The organism is Streptomyces sp. NPDC127092 (assembly GCF_042722475.1).
Lineage (GTDB): Bacteria > Actinomycetota > Actinomycetes > Streptomycetales > Streptomycetaceae > Streptomyces.
In genome coordinates, this window is the sequence record NZ_JBHXFE010000008.1 from 1 (window position 1) to 14622 (window position 14622).

13 protein-coding genes are annotated in these 14622 nt (G+C 70.9%); 4 read left to right on the plus strand and 9 right to left on the minus strand.

Annotated elements, in window-relative coordinates; all coding sequences use genetic code 11:
* Positions 1 to 561 precede the first annotated feature (561 nt).
* The 3 genes from gabT (at position 562) to ACFWJO_RS08955 (ending at position 3432) form a co-directional block, all read left to right on the plus strand.
* Entirely contained in the window at positions 562 to 1896 is a 1335-nt protein-coding gene (gene gabT, locus ACFWJO_RS08945) for a 4-aminobutyrate--2-oxoglutarate transaminase (RefSeq protein ID WP_384421704.1), read from the plus strand.
* A 109-nt stretch (positions 1897 to 2005) separates the two neighbouring features.
* Complete coding sequence (locus tag ACFWJO_RS08950; RefSeq protein ID WP_386864078.1) at positions 2006 to 2773, plus strand: phosphatase PAP2 family protein; 768 nt, start codon at positions 2006 to 2008, stop codon at positions 2771 to 2773.
* On the plus strand, positions 2770 to 3432 hold the full coding sequence (locus tag ACFWJO_RS08955; RefSeq protein WP_386864079.1) for a hypothetical protein: 663 nt from the start codon (positions 2770 to 2772) through the stop codon (positions 3430 to 3432). Before ACFWJO_RS08950 ends, ACFWJO_RS08955 begins: the two co-directional genes overlap by 4 nt.
* Here the strand turns inward: ACFWJO_RS08955 and ACFWJO_RS08960 are convergent.
* The 8 genes from ACFWJO_RS08960 to ACFWJO_RS08995 form a co-directional block, all read right to left on the minus strand.
* Positions 3417 to 5219 carry a chitinase gene (locus ACFWJO_RS08960; protein WP_386864080.1) on the minus strand — a complete coding sequence of 601 codons (1803 nt, stop codon included), beginning with the start codon at positions 5217 to 5219 and terminating at the stop codon, positions 3417 to 3419. The genes ACFWJO_RS08955 and ACFWJO_RS08960 overlap by 16 nt on opposite strands.
* Positions 5220 to 5315: 96 nt before the next feature.
* The gene (locus tag ACFWJO_RS08965; RefSeq protein WP_386864081.1) at positions 5316 to 5807 is read right to left on the minus strand and encodes a hypothetical protein; all 492 of its coding nucleotides are present in this window, start codon (positions 5805 to 5807) and stop codon (positions 5316 to 5318) included.
* A 131-nt stretch (positions 5808 to 5938) separates the two neighbouring features.
* Positions 5939 to 7357, minus strand: coding sequence for an NAD(P)/FAD-dependent oxidoreductase (locus ACFWJO_RS08970; RefSeq protein ID WP_386864082.1), 1419 nt, complete (start codon positions 7355 to 7357; stop codon positions 5939 to 5941).
* Positions 7358 to 7411: 54 nt separating this feature from the next.
* Positions 7412 to 8206 (minus strand): ABC transporter permease, encoded by a 795-nt coding sequence (locus tag ACFWJO_RS08975; protein ID WP_386864083.1) that lies wholly within the window; start codon positions 8204 to 8206, stop codon positions 7412 to 7414.
* Entirely contained in the window at positions 8206 to 9132 is a 927-nt protein-coding gene (locus tag ACFWJO_RS08980) for an ABC transporter permease (protein WP_386864084.1), read from the minus strand. Before ACFWJO_RS08980 ends, ACFWJO_RS08975 begins: the two co-directional genes overlap by 1 nt.
* Positions 9129 to 10298 (minus strand): ABC transporter ATP-binding protein, encoded by a 1170-nt coding sequence (locus ACFWJO_RS08985; RefSeq protein WP_386864085.1) that lies wholly within the window; start codon positions 10296 to 10298, stop codon positions 9129 to 9131. Before ACFWJO_RS08985 ends, ACFWJO_RS08980 begins: the two co-directional genes overlap by 4 nt.
* Before the next feature lie 40 nt (positions 10299 to 10338).
* Positions 10339 to 11586, minus strand: a complete 1248-nt coding sequence (locus ACFWJO_RS08990) for a PotD/PotF family extracellular solute-binding protein (protein ID WP_386864086.1) — start codon at positions 11584 to 11586, stop codon at positions 10339 to 10341.
* 50 nt (positions 11587 to 11636) lie between these two features.
* Positions 11637 to 13151 carry a gamma-aminobutyraldehyde dehydrogenase gene (locus ACFWJO_RS08995; RefSeq protein ID WP_386864087.1) on the minus strand — a complete coding sequence of 505 codons (1515 nt, stop codon included), beginning with the start codon at positions 13149 to 13151 and terminating at the stop codon, positions 11637 to 11639.
* A 175-nt stretch (positions 13152 to 13326) separates the two neighbouring features.
* Here ACFWJO_RS08995 and ACFWJO_RS09000 point away from each other — a divergent pair, with 175 nt between their 5' ends.
* Complete coding sequence (locus ACFWJO_RS09000) at positions 13327 to 13872, plus strand: NADAR family protein (protein WP_386864088.1); 546 nt, start codon at positions 13327 to 13329, stop codon at positions 13870 to 13872.
* A 64-nt stretch (positions 13873 to 13936) separates the two neighbouring features.
* Here ACFWJO_RS09000 and ACFWJO_RS09005 read toward each other — a convergent pair whose 3' ends face one another.
* Positions 13937 to 14587 (minus strand): DUF4190 domain-containing protein, encoded by a 651-nt coding sequence (locus ACFWJO_RS09005; RefSeq protein ID WP_386864089.1) that lies wholly within the window; start codon positions 14585 to 14587, stop codon positions 13937 to 13939.
* Between the last annotated feature and the right edge of the window lie 35 nt (positions 14588 to 14622).

Here is a 14622-nt window from a genome sequence, read left to right on the forward strand (position 1 = left end):
GGGCAGGCGGGCCCGCGGGAGGCGCGGCAGGGGCGGCAGGGGCGGGCGGCGCGGCCGGAGCAGGCGGGCCCACCGAGGCAGACGGGTCGGCGGCGGGCGGCGCGGCCGGGGCGCGATGCGCGGCCGAAGCAGGCGGGCCCGCGGGAGCCTCGGCAGAGGCAGGCGGCGCGGCCGGGGCAGGCGGCGCGGCCGGGGCTTCGCCCGGCGGTGTCGCCGGTCGGGGCACCTCGGCTCCCCGGGTGTCGCTCGACTCGTACGTACCGTCGGTCTCCATGAACCCCTGCCCCCTGACCAGCCAGGTCGCCGAACTGTGCCACCGTCAATCTAGTGGCCCGGGGCCTCCCCGGCGGGGATTCGCCCACCCGTACGGCCCAGGACCACCGAGAAGCCCGCCGCACCGCCCGTCGGCCGCGCGGGTCCGCCCCACCACCCTCGCCATGTCCATCGCGGACAACGACACGCCCCCAACACTCCCGATCGGCGCATGCCCGACCCCCTCCCCCGCGCCTAGCCTGCGGAGGAAACCCGCAAGTGCGTCCAGAACACCCCCAGGAGCCCCGCATGAACGCTGTCCCGCAGGAGCGGCGCGTCGTCACCGCCATCCCCGGCCCGAAGTCGCAGGAGCTTCAGGCCCGCCGTCTCGACGCGGTCGCCGGTGGCGTGGGCTCCACGCTGCCGGTGTTCACCAAGCGGGCCGGCGGCGGCATCATCGAGGACGTCGACGGCAACCTGCTGATCGACTTCGGTTCCGGCATCGCCGTGACCTCCGTGGGCGCCTCCGCCGAGGCCGTGGTGCGCCGCGCCTCCGCGCAGCTCCAGGACTTCACCCACACCTGTTTCATGGTGACGCCGTACGAGGGTTACGTGGAGGTCTGCGAGGCGCTGGCCGAGCTGACCCCGGGCGACCACGCCAAGAAGTCCGCGCTGTTCAACTCGGGCGCCGAGGCGGTCGAGAACGCGGTCAAGATCGCCCGTTCGTACACCAAGCGCCAGGCCGTCGTCGTCTTCGACCACGGCTACCACGGCCGTACCAACCTCACCATGGGCATGACGGCGAAGAACATGCCGTACAAGCAGGGCTTCGGCCCGTTCGCGCCCGAGGTCTACCGCGTGCCGGTCGCCTACGGCTACCGCTGGCCCACCGGCCCGGAGAACTGCGGCCCCGAGGCCGCCGCCCAGGCGATCGACAACATCACCAAGCAGATCGGCGCCGAGAACGTCGCCGCGATCGTCATCGAGCCGGTGCTCGGCGAGGGCGGCTTCATCGAGCCGGCCAAGGGCTTCCTGCCGGCGATCGTGAAGTTCGCCAACGACAACGGCATCGTCTTCGTCGCGGACGAGATCCAGGCCGGCTTCTGCCGTACCGGCCAGTGGTTCGCCTGCGAGGACGAGGGCATCGTCCCGGACCTCATCACCACCGCCAAGGGCATCGCGGGCGGTCTGCCGCTCGCCGCCGTGACCGGCCGCGCCGAGATCATGGACTCCGTGCACGGTGGCGGCCTCGGCGGCACCTACGGCGGCAACCCGGTCGCGTGCGCCGGTGCGCTGGGCGCCATCGAGACCATGAAGGAGCTCGACCTCAACGGCAAGGCCAAGCGCATCGAGGAGGTCATGAAGGGCCGCCTCACCGCGATGCAGGAGAAGTTCCCGGTCATCGGTGACATCCGCGGCCGCGGCGCCATGATCGCGATCGAGCTGGTCAAGGACCCGGCGACCAAGGAGCCGTTCGCCGAGGCGGCCGCCGCGCTCGCCAAGTACTGCCACAACGAGGGCGTCCTGGTCCTCACCTGTGGCACCTACGGCAACGTGCTGCGCTTCCTGCCGCCGCTGGTCATCGGCGAGGACCTGCTGAACGAGGGCCTGGACGTCATCGAGGCGGCGCTCGCCCAGATCTGACGGCCGGAAGGCGACTTCTGACACCCTGTGTGAAGAAGCTGTGGGGGGCCGATGGCGGGATGGAGATCCGGCTGTCGGTCCCCCCTTTCGTGCCGTACGGTTTCTGCAGATGAGAGAAACACCCAGGGCGGAGCCTCCCCAGCCCCGCCCGCACCGTGCCTTCGCGCACACCACTGGAGCCCTGGGCTCCGGAACTCCTCACCGATCGGATGGCCGCCCGCCCCACACCCCCCGGGGCGCGCGGCAGCCCGGTCCAGGCGACCGCCCCGGAACCACCCCCCCTGTTCCGGGGCGGCCGGCTGTCTTCTGGGCGATCGTCGCCTTCTCCGTCATCACCTGGCAGGTCCTCGTCCACGGCCCGCTGGCCGCACTCGACGAACGCCTCTCCCGCGCCCTGGTGGACACCGTCCCGCGCGGGCTGAGCGAAGCCGCCTCGGACCTCGGCAACATGACCGTCGCCCTCCCGGTCCTCGGCTGCGCCATGGCGTACACCACCTGGCGCGGCCGGCGCGCCGCGGCGCTGTGCGCGGGCCTGGCGATGGCCCTGGTGCCGCTCCTGGTCGTCCCGCTCAAGATCTGGACGGCCCGTCCCGGCCCGCTGGAGCCCTGGGCCGCCGGCTACTTCCCCTCCGGCCACACGGCGACGGCGATGGTGGCGTACTGCGGCGCGGCCTTCCTGGTGTCGCGACGCCTGCTGCCCGTGGCCGTCCTGCTGACCGCCGTCACCGCCGCCGGTCTCGTGCTGCGCGGCTTCCACTGGCCGCTGGACGTGCTGGCGTCCGTCGCGCTCTGCCTGCCCCTGCTGCGCTGGCCGGTGTGCGCGGCGCGGTACGGTCGCGCCGCCCGCACCCGAACGGACGAACCGGAGCACCCATGACGATCCACCGGCCCGGACTGCCGGCCGACCTGCCCGACCCGGAACTCCTGTGGGCGCGCTGGGCCCTGAACGCGGTGGTCCGGGCGACCACCGCGAAGGAGGGGGACGGGGTCCACCGGACCGGCGTCTGGATCGACGACGAGGGACTGCACCTCGACGACTGCGGCTGCACCTGGTGGACGTTCTCCCCGATGGGCGAGGGCCGTTACGTGCTGTACGGCGAGGACGAGTCGAGCGGCTGCAAGTGGTACGAGCCGCCGGTCGACATGCTGGCGGGCGGACCCGGCTGGCTGCCGTACGAGGAGCTGCGCGACCGGCTCTCGGGCAACGAACTGGGCTGTGTCTACTGGTACGAGAACGGCGCCTGGGGCCGGGCCCCGTACCCCGGGGACCTGGACGACGACGGTCTCGACTGCGGGATGAGCCGCTTCGTGGACCGGGGCGAGGCGCTGGGCCTGCTGGCGGACCTGGTGGCGTACGACCGGCCCGCGGCGGAGATCCTGATGGCGGCCGCCGAGGAGCGGCGGCTGACGCCGGAACTGCTGGCGGCGCACGTCGTCGCGGAGGACCGCGGCGACCCGGACCTTCCGGCGATGGTCCGGGCGCTGCGGCGGACGGCGCTGGAGCGGGGGCCCGGGGCGGGTCAGCTCCAGCGGTAGGCGTCGAAGTTCCGGCTGAACTCCCAGCCGTTGTAGCGGTCCCAGTTGACCGACCAGGTCATCAGGCCGCGCAGACCGGGCCAGGTGCCGTGGGTCTGGTAGCTGCCGCAGTCGGTCTTCCTCGTCAGGCAGTTCAGGGCCTTGTTCACCTCGGCCGGGGTGGTGTGGCCGTTGCCGGCCTGGGTGGAGGCGGGGAGGCCGATGGCGACCTGGTCGGGGCGGAGGGCCGGGAAGACGCGGTCGGTGTTGCCCGCGACCGGGAAGCCGGTGAGCAGCATGTCGGTCATGGCGATGTGGAAGTCCGCGCCGCCCATGGAGTGGTACTGGTTGTCCAGGCCCATGACGGAGCCCGAGTTGTAGTCCTGGACGTGCAGCAGGGTGAGGTCGTCGCGCAGGGCGTGGATGACGGGGAGGTAGGCGCCGGCGCGCGGGTCCTGGCCGCCCCAGGGCCCGGAGCCGTAGTACTGGTACCCGAGCTGGACGAAGAAGGTCTCCGGGGCCATGGTGAGGACGAACTTCGCGCCGTACTTCGCCTTGAGGGTCCTGACCGCCTGGATCAGGTTGACGATGACGGGGCTGGTCGGGTTGCGGAAGTCGGTGTCGCCGGTCTGCAGCGAGAGCGAGTGGCCCTCGAAGTCGATGTCGAGGCCGTCGAGGCCGTACTCGTCGATGATCTTCGAGACGGACGTGACGAAGGTGTCGCGGGCGGCCGTGGTGGAGAGCTGGACCTGGCCGTTCTGGCCGCCGATGGAGATGAGGACCTTCTTGCCGGCGGCCTGCTTGGCCTTGACGGCGGCCTTGAAGTCGGCGGGGGACTCGACGTTCGGGCATTCGGTGACCGGGCAGAGGCTGAAGCGGATGTCGCCGGAGGTGACCGAGGTCGGCTCGCCGAAGGCGAGGTTGATGACGTCCCAGGAGTCGGGGACGTCGGCCATGCGGGTGTAGCCGGAGCCGTTGGCGAAGCTGGTGTGGAGGTAGCCGACGAGGGCATGGGCGGGCAGGTCGCCGCCGGGGGTGCCGCCTCCCGAGGTGGTGGTGACGGACACGGTGGCGGACTTCGCGGACTCGCCCGCGCTGTTGGCGGCGGAGACCTGGAAGCCGTACGAGGTGGCGGGCGCGAGGCCGGCGGCGGTGTAGGACGTGCCGGTGACGGTGGCGACGAGGACGCCGTCCCGGTAGACCTTGTACGAGGTGGCGCCGGGGACCGGGGGCCAGGTGAGCGTCACGGCGGTGGCGGTCGGGGAGCCGGCCGCGAGTCCGGTGGGTGTCCCGGGCGGCTGGACGGGGTCGCCGCCGGGGCCGAGCAGGGACAGGTCGTCGGCGTGGTACGCGCCGGTGCCGTACCAGCCGTGGGTGTAGAGGGTGACCGAGGTGGTGGAGGCGCCGGTGGTGAAGGTGGTGGCGAGCTTCTGCCAGTCGGGGGCCGACTGGGTCCAGGTGGAGACGTCGCCGGTGCCGGTGCCGGAGGCGCCGAGGTAGACGTAGGAGCCGCGCACCCAGCCGCTCAGCGTGTAGGTGGAGTTGGGCCTGACGGTGACGGTCTGCGAGCACCTGGCGTTGTCGCTGCCGGCCGGCGTCGCCCGCAGGGCCTTCGTCCCGCTGTGGACGGGTGAGGTGACGACGGCCCCGCTGCCGGCCGTGCAGCTCCAGCCGTCGAGGCCGGACTCGAAGCCGCCGTTGCGGGCGAGTTCGGTGTCGGCGGCCTGGACCACGGGAGCGAGCGCCACGGTGCCGCCGGCGGCGAGCACGCCGGCCAGCAGGAGGTTCAGGGGTCTGGTGCGGTCCACAACTGCCTCCGGGGGTGGGGGAATCGAGGTGGAGCGCGCCACAGCATGGTCCAGACCAATCAAGTGGTCAAGACCTCTGTACGGGAGCCGCACGCCTCAGCGTCCCCCCAACCCCCCTTCACCTCGGGCGAGTTGTCCCGCCGCCTCGTGCATCGCGAGTTCGAGCAGCGAGGCGTCCGTGAGCGTGCCGGTCGCGTCCGGCGCGACCAGCCAGCGCGTGCCGCCGGTCGCCCGCCCCGGATACGGCACCACGATCCACGTCCCGGCGCCCGCACTGCGCACCCCGGTGCCCAGCCAGCGGGCGGCGGTGCCCGGTGGCACGAAGAAGCCCATCCGGGCGTCGCCGAAGTCGGCGAGGACCGGTCCCGGCCGGTCCACCAGCCGCGTCAGCACGTCGAGCGTCGGATACCCGAGCTCGGCCGGCAGGATCAGCACGTCCCAGCGCCGGCCGGCGGGCAGCAGCACGACCCCGTGCGGGCTGCGCTCCCACTCCCAGCGGCAGGCGTCGGGATCCGGCGCGACCGAGGCCAGCCACTCCACCACCGCCCTGGCCTCCGCGGCGCCCGCACCCGTCCCCGTTCCCGTCATGACGAAGCCCTCTCTCTCCTCGCGGACCCGCCGGTCGCGGGATCCACAGGGAGAGAGAGGGCCGCCCCGCGACTATGACGCGGGTTCCCCATCCGTCGATGGTGATCTGGGTCACATCGACCCGGTCGTGCTCAGCTGTCGAAGCCGAGACCCAGCCGGTCCATCGTCTTCAGCCAGAGGTTCCGCCGGCCGCCGTTCTCGTCCGCGCGGGCCAGCGACCACTTGGTGATCCCGATGCCCGCCCACGCGATCGGCTCCGGCGGGAACGGCAGCGGCTTGGAGCGCACCATCCGCAGCTCCGTCCGCTCGGTCCGCTCCCCCGCCAGCAGGTCCAGCATCACGTCGGCGCCGAACCGGGTCGCGCCCACGCCGAGACCCGTGTAGCCCTGCGCGTACGCCACCTTGCCCTGGTGTGCCGTGCCGAAGAAGGCCGAGAAGCGCGAGCAGGTGTCGATCGCCCCGCCCCAGGCGTGGCTGAAGCGCAGGCCCTCCAGCTGCGGGAAGCAGGTGAAGAAGTGCTGGGCCAGCTTCAGGTACGTCTCCGGGCGGTGGTCCATCTCGGCGGCCACCTTGCCGCCGAAACGGTAGACCGCGTCGTAACCGCCCCAGAGAATGCGGTGGTCCGCGGTGATCCGGAAGTAGTGGAACTGGTTGGCGGAGTCGCCGAGACCCTGACGGTTCTTCCAGCCCACCGACGCCAGCTGCTCGGCGCTCAGCGGCTCGGTCATCAGCGCGTAGTCGTACACCGGGACGGTGTAGTGCCGCAGCCGCTTGACCAGCGACGGGAAGACGTTGGTGCCCAGCGCCACCCGGCGGGCCGCGACCCGGCCGTACGGGGTGCGCACGGCCATGCCGGCGCCCGCCGACACCAGGTCGAGCGCCGGGGTGTTCTCGAAGATCCGCACGCCCAGGTCGAGACAGGCCCGCTTGAGGCCCCAGGCCAGCTTCGCCGGGTGCAGCATGGCGACCCCGCGGCGGTCCCACAGGCCGCCCAGGAAGGTCGGCGAGTCGACCTCGGCGCGCACCGCGTCGCGGTCCAGGAGTTCGAGGCCCTCGGCCAGGCCGAGCCGCTCGGCCTCCTGGTACCACTCGTGCAGCTCGTCGACCTGGTAGGGCTCGGTGGCCACGTCGATCTCGCCGGTGCGCTCGAAGTCGCAGTCGAGGGAGTAGCGGGCGACGGCCTCCTCGATGGCGTCGAGGTTCCGCTCGCCCATCCGCTCCAGCTTCGGCAGCTCGCCCGGCCAGCGGGCGAGGCCGTTGCCGAAGCCGTGGGTGAGGGAGGCGGCGCAGAAGCCGCCGTTGCGGCCCGAGGCGGCCCAGCCCACCTCGCGGCCTTCGATCAGTACGACATCCCGGGAGGGGTCGCGCTCCTTGGCGAGGAGCGCGGTCCACAGTCCGCTGTAGCCGCCGCCCACCACGAGCAGGTCGCACCGCTCGGGGCCGGCGAGGGCGGGCAGGGCTCCGGGCTTGCCGGGGTCTTCCAGCCAGAAGGGGACGGGCTGGGCGTCGGAGAGAGATTGTGCAGCGAGACGCATGGCGACTGGGGCCATGGTTTCCAACTCCTTCGGTGCCTGACCGGCTCGGCCGCCGGTCAGGCGCTGATGTCAGGCTGTTGCTGTTTTCTTGCGCCGGTTCGTGATGATCTGCCCGGCCACGACCACCAGTACCGCGATGACGAACATCGCCGTGCCGATGACGTTGATCTGGACGGGGGTTCCGCGCTGCGCCGAGCCCCAGACGAACATGGGGAAGGTCACGGTGGAGCCCGCGTTGAAGTTGGTGATGATGAAATCGTCGAACGAGAGCGCGAAGGCGAGCAGCGCGCCGGCCGCGATGCCGGGGGCGGCGATCGGCAGCGTCACCCGCAGGAAGGTCTGCACGGGACCCGCGTACAGGTCGCGTGCCGCTTCCTCCAGGCGCGGGTCCATGGACATCACGCGCGCCTTCACCGCCGTCACGACGAACGACAGACAGAACATGATGTGGGCGATGAGGACCGTCCAGAAGCCCAGCTCCGCACCCATGTTGAGGAACAGGGTGAGCAGCGAGGCGGCCATGACGACCTCGGGCATCGCCATCGGCAGGAAGATCAGCGAGTTGATCGCGCCGCGCGCCCGGAAGCGGTAGCGGACCAGCGCGAAGGCGATCATCGTGCCGAGGACGACCGCGCCGACGGTGGCCCACGCGGCGAGCTGGAGCGAGAGCGTGAGCGACTGGCACAGGTCGGCGACGCCGCAGGGGTCCTTCCAGGCGTCGAGCGAGAACTGCTGCCACGCGTAGTTGAAGCGCCCGTTCGGCTTGTTGAACGAGAACGCCATGACGACGACGTTCGGCAGGATCAGGTACGCGAGCGTGAGCAGACCCGCGATGACGACGAGATTCTTCCGCAGCCACTGCATCAGACCAGGTCCTCCGTTCCCGCCCGGCGGATGTAGACGGTGACCATGAGCAGCACGACCGCCATGAGGATGAACGACAGGGCGGCGGCCGTCGGGTAGTCCAGGACCCGCAGGAACTGCGACTGGATGACGTTGCCGACCATCTTGGTGTCGGTGGAGCCGAGCAGTTCGGCGTTGACGTAGTCGCCGCTCGCCGGGATGAAGGTGAGCAGCGTGCCGGAGACGACGCCCGGCATGGACAGCGGGAACGTCACCTTGCGGAAGGTGGTGGCCGGGGAGGCGTAGAGGTCCTGCGCGGCCTCGTGCAGCCGGCCGTCGATCCGCTCCAGGGAGGTGTAGAGCGGCAGGATCATGAACGGCAGGAAGTTGTACGTGAGACCGGCGACGACAGCCATCGGGGTGGCGAGCACCCGCTCGCCCTCGGTCCAGCCGAGCCAGCTGGTCACGTCGAGGACGTGCAGCGTGTTCAGCGCGTCGACCACCAGGCTGTCGTCCGCGAGGATCGTCTTCCACGCCAGCGTCCGGATGAGGAAGCTGGTGAAGAACGGCGCGATGACGAGGACCAGGAGCAGGTTGCGCCAGCGCCCGGCCTTGAAGGCGATGAGGTAGGCCAGCGGGTAGCCGAGCAGCAGGCACAGCAGCGTCGCGGTGCCCGCGTAGAGCAGCGAGCGGACGAACTGCGGCCAGTACTCCTGGAAGGCCTCCCAGTAGGTCTGGAAGTGCCAGGTGACCTCGAAGCCCTTCTCCAGGGAGCCGGTCTGCACCGAGGTGGAGGCCTGGTAGACCATCGGCAGCGCGAAGAACACCAGCAGCCACACGATGCCGGGCAGCAGCAGCCAGTACGGCACGAGCCGCCGGCGGGTCGAGGGCTTGCGGAGGACCGGCTCCTCTATGGGCGGGGTCTCCTTGACGAGGGTGGTGCTCATGCGGCGTCCTCCACCGTCTCCACGCCGGCGTCGATGTCCTGGGCGGCGTCCAGACCGAAGGTGTGGGCGGGGTTCCAGTGCAGGACGACCTCTGTACCGGGGAGGAGTCCCGCACGCCTCTCGACGTTCTGCTCGTACACCTGGAGCTCGGCTCCGGCCGGGGAGTTCACCACGTACTGGGTGGAGACGCCGATGAACGAGGAGTCGGCGATCCGCCCGGTCACCCGGTTGCGGCCGTCCGCGATCTCGCCGGCGTCGTCGGCGTGCGTCAGCGAGATCTTCTCGGGCCGCACGCCGACCAGCACCTTGCCGCCCGTGCGCACGGCGGAGGTACAGCGCTCGCCGGGCACGCGGAGCTTGCTGCCGCCGGCGGTGACGAGGACGTCGCCGCCGGTCTCGACGACCTCGGCCTCGATCAGGTTCGAGGTGCCGAGGAAGTTCGCGACGAAGGTGGTCTGCGGGTTCTCGTACAGGTCGGCGGGCGCGCCCAGCTGCTCGACCCGGCCGCCGTTCATCACCGCGACCTGGTCGGCCATGGTCATGGCCTCCTCCTGGTCGTGGGTGACGTGCACGAAGGTGATGCCCACCTCGGTCTGGATGCGCTTGAGCTCCAGCTGCATCTGGCGCCGCAGCTTGAGGTCGAGGGCACCGAGCGGCTCGTCGAGCAGCAGCACCTGCGGGTGGTTGATGAGCGCGCGGGCCACGGCGACGCGCTGCTGCTGGCCGCCGGAGAGCTGGTGCGGCTTCTTGTGGGCGTGCTCGCCGAGCTGCACGAGCTCGATCATCTCGTCGACCTGCGACTTCACCGACTTGACGCCGCGCCGGCGCAGACCGAAGGCGATGTTCTCGAAGATGTCCATGTGCGGGAAGAGCGCGTAGGACTGGAAGACGGTGTTCACCGGCCGCTTGTACGGCGGCAGGTCGGTGACGTCGCGGTCGCCGAGGAAGACGGTGCCCGTCGTCGGGTCCTCCAGGCCGGCGATCATCCGCAGCGTGGTCGTCTTGCCGCAGCCGGAGGCGCCGAGCAGGGCGAAGAACGAGCCCTGCGGGATCGTCAGGTCGAGCGGGTGCACGGCGGTGAAGGAGCCGTAGGTCTTGCTGATGCCGGAGAGACGGACGTCGCCGCCGCCCGTGTTGTTGCCAGTGTGAGCAGTCTTGTCAGTCATGGAGGGGATCCCGGTATTCGTGAAGGAACGGACGACGGCCTCAGGCACCGATGAGCTTGGCGAACTTCTCCTCGTACGCCGTCTCCTCCGCGCTGCTGAGCGAGCGGAAGGCGCGCGACTTCGCGGCCATCGCCTTGTCCGGGAGGATCAGTGTGTTGTTCGCGAGCTCGGGATCGATCTTGGCGAGCTCGTCCTTCACCCCGTCGACCGGGCACACGTAGTTGATGTACGCCGCGAGCTGCGCGGCGACCGGGAGCTCGTAGTAGTAGTCGATGAGCTTCTCGGCGTTGGTCTTGTGCCGGGAGTTCGCCGGGACGAGCAGGTTGTCGCTGGACGTGATGTAGCCGGCGGACGGGATGGCGAACTTGATGTCCGGGTTGTCGGCCTGGAGCTGGATGACGTCGCCGGCCCAGGCCAGACAGGCCGCCAGGTCGCCCTTGTCCAGGTCGGACGTGTAGTCGTTGCCGGTGAAGCGGCGGATCTGCTTCTTGTCGACGCCCTTCTGCAGCCGCCCGATGGCGGCGTCGAAGTCGGCGTCGGTGAACTTCCCGGGGTCCTTGCCCATGTCGATGAGCGTCATGCCGACCGAGTCCCGCATCTCCGTCAGGAAGCCGACCCGGCCCTTGAGCGCGGGGTCGTCGAGCAGCTGCGTGACGGAGTCGACCTTCTTGCCGCCGGTCGCCTTGGAGTTGTAGGCGATGACCGTGGAGATGCCGGTCCACGGGTACGAGTAGGCCCGGCCCGGGTCCCAGTCGGGCCGGCGGAACTGCGGGGACAGGTTGGCGTACGCGTTCGGCAGGTGCGACGGGTCCAGCTTCTGCGCCCAGCCCAGCCGGATGATGCGGGCGGCGAGCCAGTCGGTCACGCAGATCAGGTCACGGCCGGTGTCCTGGCCGGCCGCGAGCTGCGGCTTGATCTTGCCGAAGAACTCGACGTTGTCGTTGATGTCCTCGGTGTACTTGACCTTGATGCCGGTCCGTTTGGTGAACGCCTCCAGCGTCGGGCGGGACTTCTCGTCCTCGCTGACGTCCATGTATTCGGTCCAGTTGGAGAAGCTGAGCACCTTCTCCTTGGCCGAGAAGTCCGTGGACGCCGGGCCCTGGCCCTCCCGCTTGGCCGGCGGGATGCCGCAGGCGCTCAGCCCCGCGAGGCCGCCGACGGTGAGCGCGCCGACGCCTCCGGCGCGCAGCACCGAACGGCGGGTGAGGGCGCCCCGGCCGCTCGTCATGCTGCGCCGCATCGCCGCTATCTGAGCGGCGGACAGGCTGTCCGGCTGGTACTGCTCCATGCGCTGTGCCCTTTCGGGATGGGTTCGCCGCTGGTCGGACGGCTGGTCTGCTATCGGTCCCCGAAGATCGTGCGGTGCCAGTCCTTGGCCGGCACCGCCGTGTTGTCGTACATCACGTGCTTCACCTGCGTGTACTCCTCGAAGGAGTACGCGGACATGTCCTTTCCGAAGCCCGAGGCCTTGTAGCCTCCGTGCGGCATCTCGCTGATGATCGGGATGTGGTCGTTGACCCACACGCATCCCGCCTTGATCTCCCGCGTGGCCCGGTTCGCCCGGTAGACGTCACGGCTCCAGGCGGAGGCGGCGAGCCCGTACGGGGTGTCGTTGGCCAGCCGGATGCCCTCGTCGTCGCCGTCGAAGGGCAGGGCCACGAGGACCGGGCCGAAGATCTCCGACTGCACGACCTCGCTGTCCTGCGCGGCTCCGGTGATCAGGGTGGGACGGTAGTATGCGCCGTCCTTCAGCTCGCCACCAGGGGCTTCGCCTCCGGTGACGACGGTCGCGTAGCCGCGGGCCCGCTCGACGAACCCGGCGACCCGGTCCCGCTGGGCGTGGCTGACGAGCGGCCCGAGGTCGGTCGAGGGGTCGAACGGGTCCCCGAGCCGTACCGTCTCCATGAGTTCGGCGACCCGGGCGACGAAGGCGTCGAACAGCGGGCGCTGGACGTAGGCCCGGGTGGCCGCGGTGCAGTCCTGCCCGCTGTTGATGAGCGAGGCGGCGACGGCGCCCTGGGCGGCGGCCTCCAGGTCCGCGTCGTCGAAGACGACGAAGGGGGCCTTGCCGCCCAGCTCCAGGTGGAGCCGCTTGACGGTGGCCGTGGCGATCTCGGCGACCCGCTTGCCGACACCGGTGGATCCGGTGAAGGAGGTCATGGCCACGTCGGGGTGTCCGACCAGGTGTTCGCCCGCGACCCGTCCGGCGCCGGTCACGATGTTGACGACGCCGTCCGGGATGCCGGCCTCGGTCGCCGCCTGCGCGAACATGAGGGAGGTCAGCGGCGTCAGCTCGGCCGGCTTCAGGACGATCGTGTTGCCCGCCGCCACGGCCGGAAGGATCTTCCACGCGGCCATCTGCAGCGGATAGTTCCAGGGCGCGATCGATCCGACGACGCCCACGGCCTCACGCCGTACGTAGGAGGTGTGGTCACCGGAGTACTCGCCCGCGGACTGGCCCTGGAGGTGACGGGCGGCCCCGGCGAAGAAGGCCGTGTTGTCCACGGTCCCCGGCACGTCGAACTCACGGGTGAGCTTGATCGGCTTGCCGCACTGCAGCGACTCGGCCTGGGCGAACTCCTCGGCGCGCTCGGCCAGCACGCCGGCGAGCCGGTGCAGGGCGTCCGAGCGCTCGCCGGGCGTGGCGCCCGACCAGCCGGGGAACGCCTCACGGGCGGCGGCGACGGCCTCGTCCACGTCGGCGGTGGACGCGAGCCGGTAGGTGTGGATGCTCTTCCCGGTCGCGGGATCGATGACGCTGTGCTCGTCCTGTGAGGTTCCGGGGCGGAGCCGCCCCCCGATGTACTGCGCGCCGTCCGCGAAGCGATCCGACACCTGGAAGCGGTTGCCCATGACGCTCTCCGTTGTTCCAGCTCGAGTTGAGTGCCGATCCTGACAGAGGGAAACAGGTCCAACAAGTGATTCCGTTGTTGCCTTTTGGTTACGCGACGGAATCGGTCGACCAAGTGTCGAGCACGGCCGGAAATTGCCGTACGGACTGTCCGTGGCAACTGAAACAGTGGCATGCATGAGCGATCTCGAGCGGTTGAAACAGCAGGTCAGACGAGGCGATCGGGTGAAATGGCTGCACTTCTGGGGCCATCGCCCGCACCCGGACGGCCGGCTCTCGGCGAGCTGTCTGAGCCAGTGGTGGCCGTCACCCTTCGAGGTGGAGGGCGTACGCTACGCGACGGCCGAGCACTGGATGATGGCGGAGAAGGCGCGGCTCTTCGGCGACGCGGAGGCCGAGCGGGCGGCCCTGACGGCGAAGTCCCCGGGGGCGGCGAAGACGGCGGGCCGCCTGGTCCGCGGCTTCGACGAGCCGACGTGGCAGCGGAAGCGGTTCGAGATCGTCGTGGCCGGCAGCGTGCACAAGTTCGGGTCCGACGACGCCCTGCGGGGCTTTCTCCTCGGCACGGGCGGCCGCGTCCTGGTGGAGGCCAGCCCGTTGGACCGGGTCTGGGGCATCGGCCTGGCGGCGGACGACCCGCGGGCCTGTGACCCCGACCGCTGGCGGGGCCTGAACCTGCTGGGTTTCGCGCTCATGGAGGCGCGGGAGCGGTTGTCCCGGTGAGCACCGGACGAACGGGGGCGGGGGCCGCACAGAAGCGGCCCCCACGCACCCGTCCCCGTGCGACCTAGCGGCGCGCGTCGACGACCAGGCTGGTCTCCCAGGGGTCGTCACCGTCGTCCAGGCCCTCCTGGTCCGTGGCGATGGCCCAGATCATGAGGCTCAGGAAGGCCGCGCCCACCAGGATGCCGACCGAGCCGAGCACGATGCCCGCGATCGCCATGCCCCGGTTGTTCGCCTCACCGCGGTTGGCCTTCTTGAGGCCGATGATGCCGAAGATCAGCGCCAGGATGCCCGGGATCACGCCGAGCCCGTAGAAGCAGAAGCCGGCGACCGAGATGATGCCCAGCACCATCGCGGCGATGCCCAGGCCGTTCGACGGCTGCGGTCCCCATCCCGGCTGCGGGTATCCCGCGCCGTAGGTGGGGTACGGGGCCGGCGGCGCCGCCGGGTAGCCGTACCCGGGCGTCGGGCTCGCCGACACGGGAGGCGCGGTCGGGTAGCCGAAGGTCCCGCCGGACGACCCCGGCGCCGCCGGCGGCGGCGGAAGCTCGGCGCCCGGCATGGACGCCATCGTCGGCTGGTCGTGCACCGGCGGCGTGGCCGGGCCCGCCGCACCGGGCGCGCCGGTGGCGCCGCCCGCCCCCTTGCCCAGCGAGACGCCGTCCTGGTTCGGCGGAGCCCACGGGTCCGCGGGCTGGTCGTTGTTGTCGGACATAGGCCTCCCCCATCGTGGTCACGCCATGCTACGAC